Annotated in this window: 16 protein-coding genes; 10 read left to right on the forward strand and 6 right to left on the reverse strand. The window is 66.3% G+C overall.

What is annotated here, in order from left to right:
- Window positions 1-373: 373 nt before the first annotated feature.
- Entirely contained in the window at window positions 374-1,729 is a 1,356-nt protein-coding gene (locus tag CH341_RS06235) for a glycosyltransferase (protein WP_245430906.1), read from the reverse strand.
- 168 nt (window positions 1,730-1,897) lie between these two features.
- Between CH341_RS06235 and CH341_RS06240 the strand changes: the two genes are divergently transcribed.
- The 3 genes from CH341_RS06240 to CH341_RS06250 all read left to right on the forward strand — a co-directional run bounded on the left by CH341_RS06240 (window position 1,898) and on the right by CH341_RS06250 (window position 7,807).
- The gene (locus CH341_RS06240; RefSeq protein ID WP_111418169.1) at window positions 1,898-2,785 is read left to right on the forward strand and encodes a hypothetical protein; all 888 of its coding nucleotides are present in this window, start codon (window positions 1,898-1,900) and stop codon (window positions 2,783-2,785) included.
- A gap of 100 nt (window positions 2,786-2,885) precedes the next feature.
- The gene (locus tag CH341_RS06245) at window positions 2,886-5,450 is read left to right on the forward strand and encodes a glycosyltransferase (protein WP_111418170.1); all 2,565 of its coding nucleotides are present in this window, start codon (window positions 2,886-2,888) and stop codon (window positions 5,448-5,450) included.
- Window positions 5,447-7,807, forward strand: a complete 2,361-nt coding sequence (locus CH341_RS06250) for a glycosyltransferase family 2 protein (RefSeq protein WP_111418171.1) — start codon at window positions 5,447-5,449, stop codon at window positions 7,805-7,807. The genes CH341_RS06245 and CH341_RS06250 overlap by 4 nt, the downstream gene beginning before the upstream one ends.
- Before the next feature lie 22 nt (window positions 7,808-7,829).
- On the opposite strand, the gene CH341_RS06255 is transcribed toward CH341_RS06250, so the two are convergent.
- On the reverse strand, window positions 7,830-9,122 hold the full coding sequence (locus tag CH341_RS06255) for a WcaI family glycosyltransferase (protein WP_111418172.1): 1,293 nt from the start codon (window positions 9,120-9,122) through the stop codon (window positions 7,830-7,832).
- Window positions 9,123-9,425: 303 nt separating this feature from the next.
- Window positions 9,426-10,661: a glycosyltransferase family 4 protein gene (locus CH341_RS06260; RefSeq protein ID WP_111418173.1), complete on the reverse strand. Its 1,236-nt coding sequence runs from the start codon at window positions 10,659-10,661 to the stop codon at window positions 9,426-9,428.
- A gap of 110 nt (window positions 10,662-10,771) precedes the next feature.
- On the opposite strand from CH341_RS06260, the gene CH341_RS06265 reads away from it, so the two are divergent.
- Genes CH341_RS06265 through CH341_RS06295 form a run of 7 tightly spaced genes read left to right on the forward strand, consistent with a single transcriptional unit; the run spans window position 10,772 to window position 18,128 of the window.
- Complete coding sequence (locus CH341_RS06265; protein WP_111418174.1) at window positions 10,772-11,482, forward strand: class I SAM-dependent methyltransferase; 711 nt, start codon at window positions 10,772-10,774, stop codon at window positions 11,480-11,482.
- A gap of 37 nt (window positions 11,483-11,519) precedes the next feature.
- Complete coding sequence (locus CH341_RS06270; RefSeq protein ID WP_111418175.1) at window positions 11,520-12,830, forward strand: lipopolysaccharide biosynthesis protein; 1,311 nt, start codon at window positions 11,520-11,522, stop codon at window positions 12,828-12,830.
- Between the two features lie 18 nt (window positions 12,831-12,848).
- Window positions 12,849-14,141 (forward strand): glycosyltransferase family 4 protein, encoded by a 1,293-nt coding sequence (locus CH341_RS06275; protein ID WP_111418176.1) that lies wholly within the window; start codon window positions 12,849-12,851, stop codon window positions 14,139-14,141.
- Window positions 14,134-15,474 (forward strand): hypothetical protein, encoded by a 1,341-nt coding sequence (locus tag CH341_RS06280; protein WP_111418177.1) that lies wholly within the window; start codon window positions 14,134-14,136, stop codon window positions 15,472-15,474. Before CH341_RS06275 ends, CH341_RS06280 begins: the two co-directional genes overlap by 8 nt.
- The gene (locus CH341_RS06285; RefSeq protein ID WP_146604392.1) at window positions 15,471-16,154 is read left to right on the forward strand and encodes an acyltransferase; all 684 of its coding nucleotides are present in this window, start codon (window positions 15,471-15,473) and stop codon (window positions 16,152-16,154) included. The genes CH341_RS06280 and CH341_RS06285 overlap by 4 nt, the downstream gene beginning before the upstream one ends.
- A complete protein-coding gene (locus CH341_RS06290) occupies window positions 16,151-17,506 on the forward strand; it encodes an endo-1,3-alpha-glucanase family glycosylhydrolase (protein ID WP_111418179.1) in 1,356 nt (451 codons plus the stop codon). The genes CH341_RS06285 and CH341_RS06290 overlap by 4 nt, the downstream gene beginning before the upstream one ends.
- 52 nt (window positions 17,507-17,558) lie before the next feature.
- The gene (locus CH341_RS06295) at window positions 17,559-18,128 is read left to right on the forward strand and encodes an LbetaH domain-containing protein (RefSeq protein ID WP_245430907.1); all 570 of its coding nucleotides are present in this window, start codon (window positions 17,559-17,561) and stop codon (window positions 18,126-18,128) included.
- Here CH341_RS06295 and CH341_RS33605 read toward each other — a convergent pair.
- From CH341_RS33605 to CH341_RS06310, 3 genes are read right to left on the reverse strand one after another with little or no spacing between them, the layout of a single operon-like run.
- Window positions 18,097-18,495: a hypothetical protein gene (locus CH341_RS33605; protein WP_146604393.1), complete on the reverse strand. Its 399-nt coding sequence runs from the start codon at window positions 18,493-18,495 to the stop codon at window positions 18,097-18,099. The two genes, CH341_RS06295 and CH341_RS33605, sit on opposite strands and share 32 nt — an antisense overlap.
- Complete coding sequence (locus CH341_RS06305) at window positions 18,483-19,256, reverse strand: hypothetical protein (protein WP_111418182.1); 774 nt, start codon at window positions 19,254-19,256, stop codon at window positions 18,483-18,485. Before CH341_RS06305 ends, CH341_RS33605 begins: the two co-directional genes overlap by 13 nt.
- Complete coding sequence (locus CH341_RS06310; RefSeq protein ID WP_111418183.1) at window positions 19,256-21,538, reverse strand: Wzz/FepE/Etk N-terminal domain-containing protein; 2,283 nt, start codon at window positions 21,536-21,538, stop codon at window positions 19,256-19,258. Before CH341_RS06310 ends, CH341_RS06305 begins: the two co-directional genes overlap by 1 nt.
- Between the last annotated feature and the right edge of the window lie 131 nt (window positions 21,539-21,669).

Consider the following 21,669-nt stretch of genomic DNA (forward strand, 5'->3'; position numbering starts at 1 on the left):
GCGCGGTAACTTCGTGCTATTACGGCAGCGATCGGAAGCTAAACGGCGTCGTAGCGTAAATATCCGTACGTGATCACGGCCTCCGATCTCGCGTCTACTGGTCATTGCCGAGAACAGTTCGAATGTCGCTTACTTATCGCATATGCGAGATCTCGAATCGCGTCTCAGCACTGCATAGCGACATCTCTCGGGCGATGAACGCTATGGTAGGCGGAATTCGCAGCCTTCGAGCTGCATGCTCCGGTCGATCGCTGCGGTGTAGACGTTCGTCGAGCGAGCCGGGCGACACCACAGCCGCGACGCCCTATCGACTCAGAATCGACGTGAGCCGCGCCAACCGACGAGACGGTCGTATCCGCGAATCACGCGGCGCTCAGTCCGCCGTCCCCGACGAGATCGCGCGAACTCGGCGTGTGCGGAAGGATCCGGGAGCATCCGTGACGGCGGACGAGCTCGGGGATTCGTCTTTGAGAATCGACATGATCCGAGGGAGACAGACCCGTTCCGCGTCGTAGTGCTCGACGACCCGTTGGCGGGCCCGAGCGCGCATCTGCTTGAACCGGCGCGGATGTGAGAGTGCGTCGACCACGGTTTCCGCCAGCCTTTCGACGTCGAAGAAAGGAACGAGAAGACCGGTGTCCCCGTCGATCACCTCACGCACGGGTTCGGTGTCGGAGGCGATCACCAGGCCACCGGCACTCATCGCCTCCAGCAGGGACCACGACAGAACGAACGGATACGTCCAGTAGACGTGTGCCGAGGAGAGCTGAAGGGCACTGACGAAGGCCTTGTAGGGCACGCGGCCGACGAAATGGACCCGCTTGCGATCGATGTACGGTCCCACTTCGTCGAGCATCGCCTTTCGCCAGGAGCCGCCGCCCGGCGCCCTCACCCCGTAACCCGCGTCGTCGCCGCCGATGATCACGATCTCGGCGTTGGGGCGCGCGGCCAGGATCGACGGCAAGGCGCGCATGAAGACGTGAAAGCCGCGCAGCGGCTCCAGGTTGCGCGACACGAACGTGACCACCTCGTCTCCGGCTCCGAGATAGCGTCCGGACGGCAGGCGGAACCGGGCGGCGGGATCCGGCCTGATGGCGTCGGTGTCGACACCGTCGTGGACGACCCGAATCTTCTCGTGGAACTGTGCCGGATACGTCGAGCGCTGCCAGTGTGTCGGCGACAGACCGATATCGCAGTCCGCCAGCGCCAGAAGCGTCGAGGCGTTCTTCAGGTGGAGGCCGACCTGGCCGTCGAGCCCGGGCACTGGAAACTCGGGATCGAATCCGACATCGCGGTTGGTCGCGGCATAGTAGAACTCGCAATAGGTCACGATCCCGGCTTCGCGGAACATCGCGCGGAGCGGTAACGTCTCGCCCCAGCCGGGATGCGCTATGACGAGGTCGGGCACGAAGCCCGAACTCTGCAGGGTCGTGAGAGCGTACAGCACCTCCTCGGCGCGTCGGCATTCCATATCGAAGCGCCGCGCGAAGGGATGCGTCACCGAGGTGTCGGTGTCTTGAACACCGTATTTCAAGAGTCGGACGCCACCGACCCCACGCGCCGTCCGGGTGCCGACCGCGGCGACCGAATTCTCCGGATCCCGAACCAAGCTGCGTGCGAGATGCTTGAACTGGGCGGGGAAATTGTTGTGGACGAACAGGACTTTCATCGGTGGAGAACGGTGCCTCGAATCTAATATGTTGTGCAACTCGAACGAACGCGCCACCATGTGTTACATATCACTTTCCCGGTGAGAACTACCATGGCCGGCTTCCGTCGCGTGCGTGTCGTCGTATCGTATCATTACGTCGCTCGAACGGGGCGACACGAGAAGAACCGGCCGCAAGTCGCGTTTCGGAGCTGCACAACTCTAGTGTCGTAGGGGGAATGGGCTGCCATGGCGGTCGTGAAGGGCCAGAGAAAGCCGGTCGACATCGGGCGCGGAGTGTTTCTCCTTCGCTACGAGAGCGCTGACGACCAAGGTCGGCCGCCCAGTGTTCGGGTGCACGCCGAAACTGCGGGTCCCGAAGTCCTGCTCGAGCCGGACGCCGATGGGCCGGTGCTCTGGCAGCCCGGATCGAGCCTCGTGATCCGGGCGCAGAAGCCCGGCCGCGTCGACGTGGAGGTGGTGCCTTCCCGTCCGGGCGGCTCCGTCGCGGCGCGCGTCAAGCTCGAGAAGATATCGCAGGGCGAACCGGACCGGCAGGCCGCGACGACCAGAGCGACGGACGACCCCCGTGTCTTCGACGGCTTTCAGCTGCTCGGCCATGTGGCCGGCATCGGCGATGTCGCGGTGGGCCCGAACGAGTGGGTGGCGGGTCCGCGGGCGCCGTCCCGAATCGAGGGTATCGCGATCGAATGGCCCAACAAGCCGAAGGGCGTCGAGCTCCGCTATGCGGTGAAGTTCACGGGCCCTCGCGGATCGCAGCCCGGGCAGAGCAAGATGACGCCGTGCGGACGCTTCGCCGGCACGCGCGGCCGCGCCCTTCCGGTGAGCGGAGTCATACTGGAGATCGATGGCGGCAGCGACAATCTCGAGCTGTCGGTCGAGGCGCTGTTTCTCGGTTCTGCGCCGATGCGCACCAGCGGAAAACGCGTGGTCCTCTCGGGATCCACGGGCCGGGAACCGATGGTCGGATTGAGGGTCGAGCTGAGCGAGCCGCCGCCGGTCGCCAAGGTTCCGGTCCTCGCCACGTCCCGGCCGACGCTCGCGGCGACCGCAGAGCCGATCGCCCGGCCGAGCGGACGGGTGCGCGTGTTCCGGAGTCCGGCCAGGCAGTCCTGATCCGGCCGGCCGATGCAAGGCCCACGCGGCGTAGCGAGAACAGCATGCCGGCCGCACCCCATACGCCCACGCCTTGTCCGGACCCACCCAGGATGGAGGAATGCTGCGAAATCCGACCCTATTCGACGAACCGCACCCCAGGGCCCTCGAGCTGCTCGCTGCCCGGGCGTTGTCGGCCGGCGACGATGCGCGCGCCTTCGCATTCTCGGACCGCCGCTGCAGGATCGCGCCGGCGCCACAGGCCCACAGCTACCTGCTTCGCGCAGAGGCGGCCTTCCGTCTCGGGCTCGTAGAGTGGGCGCTGGAGGACTGCAGGCGCGCGCTGGACATCGCACCCGAGAACATCGCGGCGTGCCGCCGCATGCTGGCCTGGAGCGCCGGGGCGGAGCAGCACAAGGCAGCCCGCGCTCTGCTGGCGAACGACGACGATGTCGACGTCCTCCGCAAAGCCCTGGCTATCGTCTGGTCGATGGGCGAAACGTCGTTCGCGACTGTGGTGGTCCTCGACGACGTGATCCGCGGCTGGGCCGCTTGGCGGAGTGATGCGACGCTCGAGATCGCGGTTCACGGCGACACCGGCGATCGCACCGTGACGGTGGTCCCGGCCGACCCCTTCAACCGGCTGAGCGACGCCGAAACCCGCGTCGCGGCATTCGACATTCCCCGAGAGCCCTCATCCGGTCCCCAGAGCGTGGTGCTCGCGCTCGACGGCGAGACGATCCATGCGGTGCGAGGCGCCGCGACCAAGGCCGTCAAACGGTCCCGCACCGCCCCGGCCGTCCCGGCCGCACCGGCACCGGGCGTCCGCGTGTTTGCCGGCGAGCTGCGCCCCACGGCCGTGATCGTCCCGGTCTATCAGGACTTCGAAGCGACGCGCCTCTGCCTTCACCATCTCCTGCCCGAGCTCGGAGGCCCGGTCCGCGCGATCGTGGTGAACGACGCCAGTCCCGATCGGCGGATCCACCGCCATCTCCAATCCCTGGCCGGCACGCCGTCGCTCGAGCTTCTGATCAACCAGCACAATCTCGGATTCGTTGGTGCCGTGAACCGCGCGCTCGCCCGTGTCGATGACGAGGACGTCGTGCTGCTCAATGCCGACACGATCGTGCCGCCCGGCTTCCTGGACCGGCTCGCAGCCGCGGCCTATGCGGCGCCGGATATCGGCACCGTGATGCCGCTCTCGAACAATGGCGAGTTCGCGAGCTTTCCCACCCCGAACGAGGTCAACCCACTCCCACGCACGGACGAGATCATCCGCCTCGACGAGCTCGCGGCGGACGTGAATCTCGGCGCCGTCGTCGACGTGCCGAGCGGGATCGGTTTCTGCCTCTATATCACGGCGGCCTGCGCCTCGGCCGTCGGCCCGCTGCACGATCGCTTCCATCGCGGCTATCTCGAGGATGTGGACTTCTGCCTGCGCGCCCGCGCGCTCGGCTTCCGTAATGTCTGTGCGGCCTCGGTCTATGTGGGTCACGCCGGATCGCGCTCGTTCCGCGAGGAGAAGCGCTCGCTCGTCCTCCGCAACCTCGACATTCTCGACACGCGCTTCCCGTCCTATCGCACCGAGTGCCTCGCCTATGTCGAGGCCGATCCGCTTCGGGCGGCCCGCGCCGCGATCGAGCTGGCCGCGCTCGAGGCGAACCATCCGGTTCTGATCGTCCGTGGTGGCGGCGCGATCGGCGCAGTCGCGCATGCACGGGGCCGTCGGATTTCGCACGGCGACACACCCGTCCTGCTCCTCACGGTCGGAACGGCCCGCGGCGAGACGACCGTGACGATGTCGGATCCGGTCGGCGGAGCACCGCAGTCCCTGCGGTTCGGGATCGATACGGCGGACGACCGCGCCGCTCTCGAGGCGGTGCTGCGCCACGTTTCGCCGGCCCGAATCGAGATCGTGGACCCGCGCGCCGTCACCCCCGAGCTTCTGGAGCTGTTCCGCGCTCTCGCAGCCCCGCTCCACCTCGTGATCGCCGATGCCGGGCTGGCCTGTCCGCCCGGCATCGCCTTTCGTCCAGAGTTCACGCCGTGGGTGCGGGAGGGATCGCAGGTCGGGACGGACACGATCGGGAGCGCGCGGTGGGTCCAGACGTGGCGCGAGGTCGCGGAACGGGCCGACCGGGTCATCGCGCCGTGCGAAGAAGCCTTGCAGTTCGCACGCCGGATCACACCCGGCCGCCAGGCGGAGCTGGAGCCGTGGACCGACCCTCCCCGCCCTGCCACGGCGGCGTTCCGGCCCGACGCGACGACGGTGCAGCGCCTCGGCGTGGTGGCGGTCCGCGGCAACGCTGCCGAGCTCCGCATGATCCGAGCCATCGCGGCCGAGCTCCGGCGTGACCGGCCCGCCACCGAATTGGTCGTGCTCGGCTGGACGCTCGACGATGCCTGTCTCCTGCGTTCCGGAAACGTCTTCGTCAGCGGCCGGGTGGATCCCGACGAACTCGATGCGCTGGTCGTCGCCTATGGACTGTCCCATCTGCTGACCGGGCTGGGCGAGCCACTGTTCGGCCACCCGCTGGTCGAGGGCACTCTCGCCGCCGCTCGTCCCGTCGCACGGCTCGACTGGTCCTTCGGAACAACGGAGAGCCGGGACGGTGATCTCCTGATCGATCCGCGGCTCGGTGAGCCGCAGATGGTCGCGCTCCTCCGCGCGTGGATGGTCCGGTGACGACGCCCCTCGCGAAACAACGAAGCGAGCCGGATCCGACCCCCGTCAAGGGCTGGTTCGCCAGAACGGACGAACGGCTGTTCTCCGGCTATGTTCTGGACCGCTCGGATCCGTCACGTCGTTTCGTGGTCGAGCTTGTGATCGACGGCATCGCTGTGAGCTCGATGCGTGCCGACATTCCGGTCGATGATCCGGTCGCGCGCGAAGTGGGAGACGGCTGCTTCGGCTTCGTCTTCGCGCCGGCCACGACGCTCCTGGCCGATGCCGGCATGGTCGAAGCCCGAATCGCCAATCTCGACATCCGCATCGGTGATCCGATCGCCGTCCGCGCGTCCCACCGTTCGAGCGCGAATGTCACGGGAGCCGGCACCGTACGCTGGCTCGGCGGCTTGCGCTTCTCGGGCTGGATCGCCCCCAACGCGGAGGACGCGTTCGAGGTGTTCGTCGAGGTCGACGGAGAGCCGATCACCACGGTCACGGCCACTGGCTGGGCTCAGTCGAGTGCGGCTCCGAACGATCGACGGCCGGTGCGGGCGTTCCAGTTTCATGTACCGGAACGGTTCGCCGATGGCGCCGTTCATCGCCTGGTCGTCACGGGTCCGGACGGTGTCGATTTTCCGGAATGCCCCCTGGCCTTCGTGGCGTTTCCCGATGGGCTCGCCCGGACTATGGATGGATTGACGGCACTCGACAGCGAACGCCTCCGCGGCGAGATGTTCGACCGTCTGGTCCCGGCGTCGCTGCCGATGAGCGCCTATCCGGAGTGGCTCGAGCGCTTCCCGCTCGAACCACCGGCGCCGGTGGCGATCCAGCTCGCGGTCGTGATGGTCGGCCCTGGATCAGTCGAGGACACGCTGGCCGGCCTGGGCGACCAGACCCATCCGAACTGGATCGCGGCAGCGCTCCCGGCCGAGGACGAGGCGGTCGCGTTCGAGGCCGCGGCGTTGCGCGACTTTCTGTCGGCGGATGCGCGAGAAGCCAGCCACGTCGTCTTCGTCCTCGCCGGAACCGAGCTCGCCCCGACAGCACTGGCCCGCATCGCCGCCGTGTTCTGCGGCGCCCCCGCGACGCCGGCCGTATACTGCGACTTCGATCTGGCGAGCCGCGACGGCTCGCCGTGGCCGCTGGCGCTCTCGGCCTTCGATTACGAGCGCATGCTGGAGCAAGGCGGCGGTGCGTATCTGTTCGCCGTCGACCACGGCCGCGCCGCACGGGCAGCGGCTGCCGGCGCAGACACGTTGTTCAGGCTGTTCAACAGTGTGCTGGACGACCCCGCGACCCCGGCCGACGAGATCGTGCACCTTCCGGGGACGGCCGGAACGCTCCCGATGCTCCCGCCCGTCTCGCCGCGCGCTCTCGTCGCGGCGACCGATGCGCATCTGCGTGCACGAGGTATCAGGGCCGAGGTGACGGCCTCGGCAGGGCGACTGTTTCCCAGCGTGCATGTCGTGCGCAAGGTCGAGGCCTCGGACGTGACGGTGGTGATTCCGACGCGTGACCGCCACGATCTGCTGCGCCGCTGCATTGAATCGATCGAGGACGCAGTCGCAGGTGCGAACGGCCGTATCCTCGTGGTCGACAACGACTCGAGCGATCCCGAAGCCGTCCGATACCTGTCCAACCTCTCCTCGCGACGCGTCTCCGTCCTGCACGCGCCAGGACCGTTCAACTACGCACGCCTCAACAACTTGGCCGTGGCGGCGAGCACGAGCACGCAAATCTGCCTCCTCAACAATGACATCGAGGCGCGGGATCAGGACTGGCTTCCCGAGATGCTGTCGCGCCTCGCCGATCCCGGTGTCGGTGCCGTCGGTGCGCTGCTGGTATGGCCGAGCGGCGTCGTGCAACACGGCGGCGTCGTGCTGGGACCGGGCTTTCGAGCAGCCCACGCCTTCACGGACCGGACCGAGGAGGACTCCGGCTACGCGGACCTTCTGCAGGTGGCGCACGAATGCAGTGCCGTCACGGCGGCCTGCCTTTTGACCCGGCGTGCCGATTGGATTGCGGTCGGCGGACTCGACGAGGTGTTCTTTCCGGTCAACTTCAACGACGTCGACTATTGCCTGAAGCTGCGGGCCCGTGGCCGGCGCGTGGTCCTGACACCGCACGCGCGGCTCCTGCACCGCGAGTCGGCGAGCCGCGGCCGCGACGACCGCCCGGACCGTGCCGCGCGCTACGAGCGCGAGCTGAGGATGCTACGCTCACGGTGGGGCGAGGTTCTGGCGGCCGATCCGTTCTACAACCCGGTTCTTTCGCTCGACCCGGTTCCCTACTCGGCGCTGGCGTGGCCGCCGCGCGAGCGCCATGGACGAAGCGCCACGACCCCCGGTCCGGCGGACGTACCGGACGGCTTCTGATCGGACGGAAGCCCGTTCCGGGTCACCGATCGGGCGTGTAGCCGGATGCAGCGCCCAAGCCTTCCGACCCGTCCGGGCCGATCGGCGCGGACCGATCCAGCGTCGAGAACGCATGGTCGAGTGCGGACAGGATCGCGCCGCGATCCCAGCGCTGCTCGGCGCAGCGCCGCGCTCCCGCGCCCAGCGAGGCGCGGAGATCGGCATCACCCGCGAGGCGCATGACGGCGTCGGCGAGGTCGTCGGCTCGACCGGGCCTGATCACGAGCCCAGCCCCTTCGGCCTCGCACGCGATCCCGGTCCCGCGGTCCGCCATCACCACGATCGGTCGACCCGAGGCTAGCATTCCAGAGAGCTTCGAGGGCAGGACGAGATCCGCCGCCTCCGGACGCTGCGGCATCAGGTGGATATCCGCCGTGTTGAGGAGCTCGGCCAATCGGCCGGTCGGCTGAAGATCCAGGAAGCGGACGTTATCGAGGCCCTGCGCCAGGCGCTGGAGCTCGTCCCGGTGCGGCCCGTTTCCACACAGCACGAAGCATACGCGCACATCGGTGTCGCGCAGCGAAGCAGCCGCCTGGACGATGAGGTCGAGGCCCTGCTTGTGCGACATCGCTCCGGAATAGAGCGCGACGATGTCGGTGGGCGTCAGCCCGAGCTCGGACCTGAGCGCCGTTTCCCGGCTGCCCGGCCGGATCGCCTCGACATCGACCCAGTTGCGGAGCTCGTAGAGGCGGTGCCGGGCGACACCCTTTTGCTCCAGCCTCGCGATCATCTGGGGCGAAATCGTCGAGACCCTATCGAATGCACCCAGAATGCGACGCTCCACCGCGAGCATCAGCTTCCTCAAGCGGCCGTCTTCCAGAAGGCCCAGGCCGAAGGCGGCGTCGATCTCGAGATCCTGCAGGTGAAGCCAAGAGGTTGCGCCGGAGAGCCGAGCCGCCAACGCGGCCACCGGCGCCGACAGCAGCGACGGCGCCACGGCGAGCACGATGCCGGGACGCCAGGACATCGCCGTCGTCAAAAGCGGGACGGCGCTCGACGCAGCAAAGGAGCCGTGATGAACGAGGCGCTTGGCCCCGGAGGGGCGCGCCGGCACGTAGATCGGAGAGCGAACGATCCGCACGCCGCGCTTCGTCTCGCGGCGGTGGAACCATGTCCGGTGCTCCGGCGGTGTATGCCAGGCCGGGTAATACGGGGGGGCGGTGACGATCCGAACCTCGTGACCGAGATCGACGAGGGTCTCGCACAGCTCGGTGTTGTACTTGGGTACACCGATCAGATCGGGCGCGTAATTGATGCCGCAGACCAGGATGCGCATCGGATCAGCACAAGCGTCGATGGAAAGCCGGGCCCGGTGAACGCATCAGCCGGCGGATGACCGGCCCCTTGGCCCTCACGTTACGATCCTCGAGCACGTACCATCCTTCGGCCAGGCCGTCACCGAGAAGTCCGGGCGGCACTCGATACCCGACATCGCACGTAGCGTTGTTATGACGTTAGTATCATTACCAGCATCATCCATCAACCGTTCCGGCTCGCCGCGACGAGAGGCCCTCGCGCCTGATCGACGGGACGCGACCGGTGGCCGGGCAGCGGGGCGCGCAGACGACAGCCGCCCTGCTCACGCCATCGAACGGCGGCCGCGCTCGCGAGCGGCGGATGCCGAGAGTTCGGCGATCAGAGCGGCTTCGGCCGCCTGCGAGGCGACACGGGCCTGGAGATAACGCGCGGTGGCGAGGGATGCGACCGTCCCGGTTTCACCTCGGCGATACCGCTCCGCGAGCGATTGAACGAACGGCACCGCCTCCTCCAGGAACATCGACGCGGAACCGGCGACCAGGGACCCGGATCCTTCCATGTCGCCGCGAATGCAGCCCCGGCCGATGGTCACGACCGGTACGCCGTGCGCAAGGGCCTCGAAGAGAACGATCGGTTGTGCCTCGTTGACGTAGTCGGTCGGGAAGACCAGCACCGAGATGCTGGACAGGAACCGATCCTTTTCGGCTCCGTAGAGCGGCCCGAGCCAGCTCACACGGCCGCCGCTGCAGGCGATCCGCTGGGCCAGAAAGGTCGCGACCGCATCCGAACCGGCAGGCCCCGCGATGCAGCCGCGGACATCGACGCCGCGTGCGACCAATGCCTCCACGAGATCGAAATAGGCCTCGATGCCCTTCTCGAACGTGATGTTGCTGAGGTAACCGAGCCGGAAGACACCGTCCCGAGCCGCCGGAACAGGCGTCGTGACGACGGCGGCGGCGTTCGACAGGACCCGGCTGCGAACCGGGCCGTACCGCAGGACGAATTGCGCCCGCATCTGCTCGCAGAGGAAGAGGTGAATGGTCGTATCTCGCGGCGCCACGCGAAGAAGCGACCACAACCAGAAGCTTCGTCTGGTCACATAGGCGAACGAATGATGCGACAGTGCGATGGCTCGCGTTCCTCGCACCCGGGCGCACAGGACGTAGAGCAGATCGAGAACGAGACCCACTCCTCCGTCCAGCACCAGGACGACGGTCTCGCGCGGCGCCCCGAAGAGCAACCGGCGCAGCACACCGAACGACGCCACAGCCTTGCGGACGTAGCCGCGCAGCCCGTCGCGAGCGTCGCGCCCCGGGACGGCCATCGTCTCGAAGCCGTGAGGCTCCAGCACGCCACGAAGATGCGCCGAATAGGCGGTCTGCCCGGTCAACGGGGGGGCAAAGGGCGCAATCAACGAGAGCACGGAGGAGCGGCGGACCTTCATCTCCGAAAATCGATGCCTTGGAGCCTCTACCGAGCGGATCGAGATCGCAAAGTCACCTGCGGTCGCAGGCATCACCGGATCGCGCTCGCCGTCCGCCGGCGCAGTGTTGTACACGGTCCGTCAATATCATATCATGTTTCGAGGTCCATGTTATTTTCCAACCTGCGGCGGTCGGCGGAGAACAGCGTCGGGACGCGAGGCGCGGGCGGTCCGATCGAGGCGTGATGCGTGACGAGATCGAGGCTCAGCGCCTCTACTACGCGGAGACGGCCGAGCTCTACGAGACGATGCACGTCGCGCCCGGCGACGAGCACGCGAAGGCACTCGCCGCATTCTGCGGGCTCGCCGATCGGATGGGACCGGTCGAGAGTGTTCTCGATGTCGGCGCCGGAACCGGGCGCGCCGTCCGGATCATGCGCGACTGGTGGCCGACCGCTCGAATCGTCGGTATCGAGCCGGTCCGCGAGCTCCGCGAGATCGGCTACCGTGGTGGACTGTGCCGCGACACGCTCATCGACGGGGACGCGATGCGACTCGACTTTCCGGACGATTCTTTCGACTTTGTGGTCGAGACCGGGGTGCTGCACCACTTGAGGCAGCCCCGTGCCGCCGTTGCCGAGATGGTCCGGGTCGCTCGCCGTGGCGTCATGATCTCCGACAGCAACAACATCGGAGAGGGAACGCCGTCCGGCCGCTACATCAAATGGGGACTCAAGCGGCTCGGGCTCTGGACATCCGCCGTATGGCTGCAGACTCGCGGCCGCATGTACAAGACGAGTCGCGGCGACGGCGTGTTCTACAGCTTCACCGCGTTCGACGTCGCGGATCAGCTCGCGACGAAATTCCCGGAGCTGAGCTACATGAACACGACCCGATGCGCCGGCTTCGACCTCTATCGCGGCGCGTCGCACGTCATGATCTTCGCTGCCCGATGATCGGGGCGAGGACGGAGAAGCTCTGCAGGCGACCGACATGAGCCTCCGGCGGCGCACCTTCGGCAATGCTGCGGCGAACATCGTCGGCGTCGGGCTGACCGGCGCCGCTCAGCTGGCGACGATCCCGATCCTGACGACCGTCTGGGGTCCGGAGCGGTTCGGGACATGGCTGATGCTGGCGACGATCCCGACCTGGTTCGCCCTCAGCGATCTCGGCTTCGGTAGCGTCGCGATGGCGGAGATGATCGCGGCCAATGCGCGGCACGACCGGGATCGCGCCGTTTCCGCATTCCAGTCGGTCCTGCTGCTGACCGCGATCGTATCGACCGCCGCCGTTCTTCTCGCCGTCCCGCTGCTCTTCGCCGCTCACCTCCCGCTCGTGCCCGGCTGGGTCGCGCTCCACGGGCCGGTGATGTTCGTCCTGGTCGGCTACGCCGCTGCGGCGGTGATCTCCCGGCTCGTGCTCACGGCGCTCCGGTCCAGCGGCTTCTACGCCTCGTCGACCGTCGTGTACGAGATCGGCTCGTGCTGCGAAAGCATGGCGATGCTGGCGGCCGCCGCGTGGGGCCTCGGCTTCTTCGGCTGCGCGGTGGTCCTCCTGCTATGCCGCAGTGCCATCGTGCTGATGTTAGCTCTTCTGCTCGCGCGTCGCGTGCCGGAGCTTCGCATCGGCCTCGCCCGCGCGTCGGTCTCCGAGCTCCGTCGCATGTTGCCGGCCGCGATCGCGACGACGGCATTCCCGACCGCTTTTGCCGTGAACATCCAAGGAATGACTCTCGTCACGGGGGCCCTGCTGTCGCCGCTCGCCGTGGCGGTTCTCGAGCCGGTGCGCACCGCGAGCCGTGTGGCCATCCAGATCACGGGAGCCATGAATCGCGCCACCATGCCGGAATTCGCGACGGCTGCGGCGCGCCACGATTCGACGGCACTCCGTAAGATTCTCGCGATCAACGGCGGCATCGTTGTCGTGTTCATGTTGCCCGGGTCGATCGCATTCGCGCTGCTCGGCGGAACCTTCGTCGGCGCCTGGACTGGGGGGCGCGTCGTTCCCGGTGCGGATTTCGTCGGGTTGATGGCCGCCGCCATGTTCGTTCATGGGCTGTGGCACTTCGCCGCGAATCTGCTGCTCTCCGTGAACGCCCACCTCGGATTCGCGCGGGTGCTGATCGCGAGCGCCATCGTGTCCGTCGCCGCCGCAGCTCCGGCGGCCAGCTGCTTCGGGCTGGACGGTATTGCCGCCACCATTCTGGCCTCCGAGGTGATGTGTCTGGCGGGCGTCTGCCACGCGGGCCTGCGAAGCGGCCTAGGGGCGATCCGGGCCCCGGCCCGGATCGCGTCCGCGACATGATCTGTGCGAGCCGCCGGCATGCGTGACGCCATGGGGATGGAGATCCCCTCGCCCCTCGAGGTCGCCGCAACGCCCAAGCGCCCTATCGGTGTCTTCCATCCGGGCACCCAGCACTCCTGGCAGACCGCCCGGGCGCTGCAGGACGCGGCGGACCTCGGATGGTACGCGACGTCCATCTTCTGGATGAAAGATCGTTTTCCTTACAGTTTCGTTCCGCTGCTCCCGAACGGGCTCCGACGCCACATCGAAGCGGAGCTGCGTCGGTTTCATCACCCCGGCCTCGATCCTCGTTTGGTGAAGACCCACAACGGATCCGAATGGGCGATGCGCATCGCGGCGCGGGCCCGGCTCCGTTCGCTCGCCGCCTGGTTCCACGCCCGCAGCAACAGCGGCTTCGCGAGGCCGGTCGGCCGTCTCCTCGCTCGAGAACCGGTGAGGGCCGTCTGGGGCTACGACCTGTCCTCGCTAGAGGTGTTTCGCGCCGCGAAGGACGCCGGCGTGAAGACGATCCTGGACCGAACGATCGGCCATCCCGCGACCTACAATCGGGTCATGGAGCCTGTGTATGCCGACTACCCGTCGTTCTTTCTGTCGCCGGAGTGGAGGATCGGCCAGGCCGTCATCGACCGCGCCGATGCGGAGCACGCACTCGCCGACCTCATCCTGGTCGGCTCGGCCTATTGTGCGGCGACGCTGCAGGATCCGGCCAACGTCCCGGTCGACTCGACGAAAGTCACTGTCCTGCCCTACTGCTTCGACGACATGTTCTTCCCACCGGCGCGCCCGGCGCCTTCGCACCATCATCGCCCGATCCGTTTCCTGTTCACGGGATTGGCGGGGCCGCGAAAGGGGATACACCTGCTCTTGAACGTCTTCGCGAGGATCCCGAAGTCCGCAGCGACACTGACGATCCTGGGCGAGTTGCAGATCCCGAGCGAAACCTTCGCGCGGTTTGCCGATCGCGTGGAGCACCATGCCACCGTCGCGCGACCGGACGTGGCGCGCTTCATGTCCGAAGCGGATTGCCTGATCTTCCCGAGCTACTTCGAAGGCGCCGGCCTCGTGCTCTACGAGGCTCTCGCCATGGGGCTCGGGATCATTCAGTCCAGGAACGCAGCCGTCGTCCTGCCGGACGATTCGCCGCTGCTCATGAATGCGCTCGGCGAGGAGGACCTGATGCGCTGTGTCATGACCGTCATCGAGAATCCGTTGGTTCTGCAGCAGCAACGAGCCGCGGCCGTGATGTCCGTGCCGTACTACACATACGGTGCCTACCGGGCTCGTGTCGCGGAGATCGCCTCCCGTGTATGACCTTCACCTGCTGTTCTCGGTCCTCTTCTGGCTGTTCTTGTGCGGCCTCTTCCTGAACAGCCGCTGCGCGTCCGTATTCCACCCGCTCGCCTACTATCTTCTGTTTCATGGGCTCGTCTTCGTGGTCCGACCGCTCTTCCAGTATTATCAGGAGCTGAACAGCGTCTACGAGCTCTACCGGTTCTGGCCGGCGGCCGAGGTGAAACACATCACGTTGTTCATCGCCAACCTGGGCCTGGCGAGCTTTTTCGCCGGCGCCATGTGGATCGGGAATATCCCGATGCGGTTCCTCGAACCCGAGGTCATCGCCACTCAAGACCGTCGTGGACCACTGCTGATCCTGACCCTGTTCCTGGTCTCGCCGCTGATCGTCGTCTCGGTGCGTTACGCGCTGAGCATCAACTTCAGCGGATACGATCTTCGCAACATGGTACGTGATACGCTGACGCTCCGGACCATCTACACCGACACGTCCGCCTACATCGTCGATGCGAACTTGATGCTCGGCTCTCTGGGCGTCGCGATCGCCTGGGCTTACCGGTTCCGCCTCGTCGCGTTCGTTCCGTTTCTGATGTTCGTCAGCCTGCGGCTGACGATCGGCTGGATGCGGCACAGCTTCGTGATGATGAGCATCGCGATCACGCTGCTCTATCTGTTCGACCAGCGCAGAACCTGGATGAAGACCTGGATGGTCGCCACCGGACTCGCAGGCGTTTTCCTGTTCAGCGCCCTGTCCGAGAACCGCAGCCTTATCGCCGATTGGATTTCCGGACAGCCGACGCGTGAGGCAGTCACGGGTCAGCGTACGTATTTCTTCGACGGCCTGGACTTCGCGAACCTGGAGTTCGTCGAGTACATCGTCAATATCGTTCCGAGCCAGACGAAGACGTTCAACTACTTCTCGAACAGCCTCGAGATCGTCACCGCGCCGATCCCGCGCGCACTGTGGCCGGAGAAGCCCGCCGGGTCACCGATCAGCTTTTACAACCTCAACAACTACGGCTTCCCGATCGGAATCACGTTCTCGGTGGTCGGGGAAGGCTGGCAGTCACTCGGCTATGCCGGCGTGATCGTGTGGTGCCTGCTCGGCGGTCTCTTCTGGGGCGGACTTTATCGGGCCTTCGTGGCGAACATCGAGTCGACGTTCGGAACGCTGTGTTACCTCCTGACGATCCCCTTGTCGCTGATGTGGTATCGCGACGGCGTCCTCATCTCCCTCGTGCAGTTTCCGCTGTCGTTCCTCACCCCCATTCTCCTCTGCTGGTTCCTGTCGCGTCTCCTCTCCGGGCGCCACGGTGCCGTCGGCCCACGGATGACACGGCTGTCGCGATGAACAGCCGATCGACTGCCGCCCTCCTGCTGCAGGTCGTGTCATGGGCACTCCCGTGGGGTCTGCGACGGCATGTCCTGGTGCGAGTGCTCGGATTCGACATCGCCCACGGCGCGTCTATCGGCTTCTCCCTCGTGTCGGCCAGGAGTGTGCGGCTCGGCCCGTTCAGCCGGATCGGGCATCTCACGCTCGTCCGCAATCTCGACACCCTGGAACTCGGGGAACACGCGATCATCGGCAATCTGAACAAGATCGCTGGGGTGCTTCCGGCGTCATCGGGCCCGTTCGCCGACCAGCCGGACCGCGTCGCCGCACTCGTGGTCGACGATCATGCCGCGATCACCAATTCACATCTGATCGACTGTACCGACCGGGTGGAAATCGGCTCGTTCGCGACCCTGGCCGGTTGGGGAACGCAGATTCTGACGCATTCGATAGATTTCAAAACCAATCGCCAACGTTCGGGCCCCGTGAGAATCGGTCGCTACAGCTTCGTTGGAACGCGCTGCGTCGTGCTGAAGGGAGCCGTGCTTCCCGAGCGGAGCGTGCTCGCCGCCGGATCGGTTCTGGCCAGCCACGAGGCCGAAAGCTTCACCCTCTATTCCGGCGTTCCCGCGATCAGTGCGAAGCGCCTCGATCCTGAATCGCTCTACTTCTCCCGCACCGTCGGCCCTGTCGCATGACCGTGCCCGGATGGCTGCAGACGCTCCTCGCCGTCACCCTGCTCTGGGTCGGGGCCGGATCGTCTGCTCATGCCGGCGAGGCCCCACGCCGCCTCGTGCTGGCGCATTACATGGCCTGCTGTCCGTTCGCGGGTCCTGACGCCAGCGTCACGGACCTTTCGGCCGAGATCGCCATGGCCGCTTCGGCCGGCATCGACGGGTTCTCCGTCAACTTCGGTGCATATCGGGCCGAGCCGCACTACCAGCGGATCATCGCACGCCTCTTCGAAGCCGCGACGTCCTTCCCCGAATTTCACCTGCTCCTGTCGTTCGACCAGATGGATGCCGCTGAGGCGATCGAGATCGCATCCCTCTACGCAGCCCATCCGAGCTCGTTGCGCGCCGGAGGTGACCTCGTCGTCTCGGGATTCGGTCTCAGCCCCTCGTGGGCGGAGGCATTCACGGCGGGGCTCGGCCGTCGCGGCATCCCCGTCCGCCTGGTCCCCGACATCCTGACCGGAGGTTGCGGCATCGTCCGACGCGTGCTGGGTTGCGGCTCCGAATTGGCGGCGCGGCGGCGGATCCTGCGCGAGGCGCCGTCGCTGGCAGGGCTGTTCACGTTCGGAGCCGGCCGCCCTTACGACGAGCTCGCCGCGGAGCTTCGGGCGGTCACGAGTCTCCTCGTGCGACGCAATCAAATCCATATGGCCGGAATCTCGCCGTTCTATCGAGGGCTCGCCACCAATGCTCGGGTGTTCGAGAGCTCCGGCTTCGCCGGCATGAGCCAGCTCTGGATGGCGGCCATCGAATCCGGGACGCCGTGGGTTCAGCTCGTCACCTGGAACGACTGGAACGAGGCGACCTACCTTCGGCCCTTCGATCGGCCCCTCGTCACCGTGTGGCGCGACCACCCCGCGTGGCAACGTCTTCCGGATCACGGCGCCTATCTGCGCGCGAGCCGATACTATATGGAATGGTTCAAGTCCGGTCGCCCCCCGACCATTGCCCGCGACGAACTCTTCTACTTCTATCGGCCTCACCCGAAGACTGCGGAAGGCGTCATCGACTTCACGCCGGAGAGGCGCGGCCGGCCGAGCCACGTGGAAACGCTGACCGACGCCGTGCACCTCGCGACGTTTCTCACCGCGCCGGCAGAGCTGAGCATCAGGATCGGCGCGAAGACACATGATGTCGTCGTGCCGACCGGGCCTGGACTCGTTTCTGTTCCGCTCTCGCAAGGCGACGTCGCGGTCGAGTTGCGCAGACACGGATCACCGTCGATGACAGCCGCGCTTCCGATCCCGATAAGTCGTTTCGCAATGCCCGGAAATTTCAACTACCTGTCCGGCGACGTCGTGCTGGAGCCGCGCTGAGATGCCAGTCGTTCCCACCCGAGTGCCCCTCGCCGCGTCCGAGAGCAAGCCCATGGAGGGCGGTCCCAGCTTCAGCCTCCGCAACCGCCTGTTTCGTGCGATTTGGGCTGCGGCGTGGCTGCTGCTCGCACGCTGGACGCCGGCGCCGCTGCACGGATGGCGACGACTGATCCTGCGGCTGTTCGGCGCCCACGTGGCCGACGGCGCCAGGATATACGGCTCCGCCCGCATCTGGTATCCGCCGCATCTCGTGATCGGCCGTAAAGCCGTCATCGGGCCGCGCGTGATCTGCTATTCGCAAGGCGTCATCACGGTGCAGGACTATGCCATTGTATCACAGGGGGCGCATCTCTGCACCGGAACCCACGACATATCCGATCCGGATTTCCAGCTCGTCACCAGGCCCATCACGATCGGCGAAAGGGCCTGGATCGCGGCCGAGGCGTTCGTCGGTCCGGGTGTGAGGGTCGGGCCTGGGGCGGTCCTCGGCGCGCGTGGCGTCGCCTTCCGGGATCTGGAGCCGTGGACCGTTTACGCCGGCAACCCGGCTCAGCGAACCCGGTCCCGTCGACTTCGTGGCGCGAGCGGCTTCAACGCCGCTCCGATATCGTATAGCGGATGATCTGGGAGCCGCTGCCGACGCCGAGCACGGCATCCTTCCGCTTCATGCCCGGAATTTCGAGGGACGTGCACTGATCAGCGGTCTTGTAGACGCAGACTTGCACCTTGATCGGTTTCAGGCACCGGTTCTCGAAGCTGATGACATGGTCGAACAGCGCCGGATTCGCGACGCGTCCCCGCGCGATCGTCTCGACATCCAGGCAGGCCCGGCCCATCGCATCCCTGCTGACCACGCCGCTGCTCTCCGCAATGACCCGGGGACGAGCCGCCGGAGTGAGCTGAGCCGAGGCGTCGTCGACGATGGCGGCGCATAGAAGTCCGAGTCCCCACAGCAAGCAGCGGCCACGTCGCCTCTTCACCGCGTCCACGGGCGATCCTCCACCGGAGCCAGATTCGGTACATCCAAAATGTACCCCATCGCGCCGAGAGAGCGCGCGAATGTCCTTCGGCTTTCGTCTTTCACGGTCGCCAATCGTGCCAGGAGCTTCTCTCGCTCGGCCCAGCCGGCCCCCACCAGCACACCGGGCATCTCGGGGAATTGCGCGTTCACCAGAAACGCGAACTCCTTCACCACCCGCTCCTGCAGCGGCGCCGGCAGGTGCGACAGGATCGGCAACGCCAGACGGACCCTCCGCACGCCGATCCATCCCTCTGCCGGCCCGAGGTCGTAAGATCGAGCCAGGAGAGCGACATTCGCCGGATCGTAGCCGTGTGCATTGTTGCGGTACCAGAACAGTGCGAGCCAAAGATACGAATCCGTCGGAGACGTCTGGAGCGCGCGACCGAGCAGCCGCCCGAGCTGATCGAGCCGTTCGTCGATGGCGATCCGGCGTCCCTCTGCGATGGCGACTTCAGCGCGGTGCAGTGTAATGATGGCTGCACTTCGCAAGCTCGCCGGGCGAGCGAACGGGTCGGCCTCGACCCCGATGATCCGCGGCTCCAGCGCATCGAGATTGTCGGAACGAAACGACTCTCCCCGCAGAATCTTCTGTGCCACGGCATCGAGGTCCGTGGACAGGCGCCCGGACGCCAGCATGGTGCCGGACCAGACCAGAGCCATCGCCGACAAGAGCAGGAGGAACGATTTGCAGACGATCACTGAAACGCGGGGCATCGTGCCAGCCAGCACTAGCGGCCGTATCCATAACGGCCGTATTGGCCCGAATGGTAGGACCCGTGATAGTACGGGTACCCGCGCATCGCGGCGACATTGGCCTTGTTGAGAACGACCCCGAGCAACCTCTCGTACACGGCGGGGGCTCCCGACAGGTTGTGCTCGACAGCGTCGATCCGCGTCCGGCCCCACTCCACGACATAGACATAGGAGTCGACCAGTGCCGTCGTCGCCCTGACGTCGACCACGGGCGCGAGCGGCGGAAAGTCCATGATGACGTAGTCGTAGCTCTCGCGCAGCCCGTCGATCAGGGCCCTCATCGCCGGGGATGCGAGAACCTCGTTGGTGTGGAGGAGCTTCGACGTCGCCCCGGCCGGTAGGAACGCCAGCTGTGTCACAGGATCGGACATCAGCGCATCGGCCAACGAGATCTTGCCACCGATCACCTCGACGACGCCCGGCACCGCACCGGGGGCGAGCGCACGCGTCAGCGACGGATTGCGCAAATCACCGTCGATCAAGACGACACGCCCACCGGCATGCCCGATCAGCTGCGCGAGATTTGACGCCACGACCGACTTCCCTTCCGCCGGCACGGTCGATGTGATCCCGATGACGCGGTTCGCGCTGACCATCCCGTTGAGGTCCATCGCAACCTTCAATGATCGGATACCCTCCGCGAAGGCCGAGAACGGCTCCTCGACCACGTGAGAGAGCAATCGCTCCTTGGTCGTGATGCTCGCGTTCGTCGCGATGCCCGCGTGCCGGCCCTCGCTCGGCGCGGAGGGAGCGGCGGGCTTGCTCGGCCCGGCTCCGACCCGCGGCAGCACGGTGATGCAATTGGTCGCGAGAACATCCTCGACCTGCCCGCTCGTCCTGAAGACACCGTCACCGACCTCGCGCATGTAGCCGATGCCCAGGCCGAGCACGAGCCCTCCGACCATCGCAACCGCGAGGACGAAACCGGTGCGCGGGTTGCTCTTTTCCATAGGTCGCGCCGCCGGACTGATCAGCCGCGCCTCCGAGATCGGGAAGGACTGCTGCTGAACCGCCTCCATGTAGCGCTGGAGAAAGTTGTCGTACATGGAACGGTAGGTCTGGGCGTTGCTCTCCAACTCTCGCAGCTGTACCTGCGCCTGATTGGTCGTCTGCGTTTCCGATACGACGTTGGCGAGGCTGCCTTTGATGCTGTCCTCGCGAGCTCGTGCGATATCGTAATCGCTCTGGTAAGCCTGCTGGATCCGCTGCAGCTCCTGACTGATGTTGCGCCGAATCTCCTGCATCTGGTTGCGCAGGCTCACCGCCGCGAGGTGGTTGCGCCCGTACTTCTCGGACCAGTTCGCCTCGCGCGCCGCCAGATCCACGTATTGGCCGCGGAGCTTGATGATCGTCTCGTTCTTCAGCGCATCGGCGACGGATTCGTTCGGAATCTCCTGCCTGAGGATATCGTTGATCCGATCGAGCCGGGCCTTCGCCTCGGCCGTGGCCGCCCTGGCGAGGATGAGCTGGCTGTTCACCTCCGCGAGCTGCTGCTCGGTGATCAACCGGCCCCCCGTATCGACGATGTTGTTCTTTTCCTTGTATTCGATCACGGCGCGTTCCGCCGCGGAGGCCTGCGTACGGAGCTCCTTGATCCGATCCTGCAACCAGAGACTGGCGCGGCGGGTCGCCTGGTACTTGGCCTCGAGCTGATCGACGACGTAGGCATCGGCGATCGCATTCACGAGAGCGGCCGCCTTGTCGGGACTGTGGGATCGGAACGAAATCTCCATGGCATAGGTCAGGCCCACGCGCCTGACCGTACGTTCCTGCTCGAACCTCTCGAGTGCGCGGCGCGTCAGCTCGTAGTCCGATCTTACGGTGGCGGTGTTTCCGAGCAGATCCGCAACAGCTCCTGCCACGGTTCCGAACAGCCCACCACCGCGCCCGACGAACTCCGGATCGTCGGTCAATCGCAGTTCCTTTATCACCGCGAGACTGATGTTCTCGGACTTGAGAATCTGGACCTGGGTCTCGACCGTTCCGGCGTCGACCGCGATATCGCCGAGTCCGGACTGTTGCTGGAACAGCTGAACCTTGCGCGTGTCGATGATCATCGTGCCGGTCGCGGTGTACTGCGCCGGCGTCGCCATCAGGTAGGCGAGGCCGAGCCCGGTCGTACAGGCAACCACGATCAGAACGAGCGAAATCTGCCGCCGGAGCATCGCGAGAAGCGCAAGCAACTGCGCCCCGACCGAAGGCGCGAGCTTCGCCGGGATGCGTTCCGATGATCGCGGCGTTTTATCGATCTGCAGCATCTCGTCTCGCGAATGGCTTGCGGTGTCAGGTGCGCTGCACGCGCGGCTCGTTCCGGCCCACGCCGCTACGCTGAAGCCCCTCGGCCATCACGGGGGGCAGCGACCGTCGGATCCTACTGCCCGCTGACAGT

This window comes from Rhodoplanes roseus, from assembly GCF_003258865.1.
GTDB classification, from domain to species: domain Bacteria; phylum Pseudomonadota; class Alphaproteobacteria; order Rhizobiales; family Xanthobacteraceae; genus Rhodoplanes; species Rhodoplanes roseus.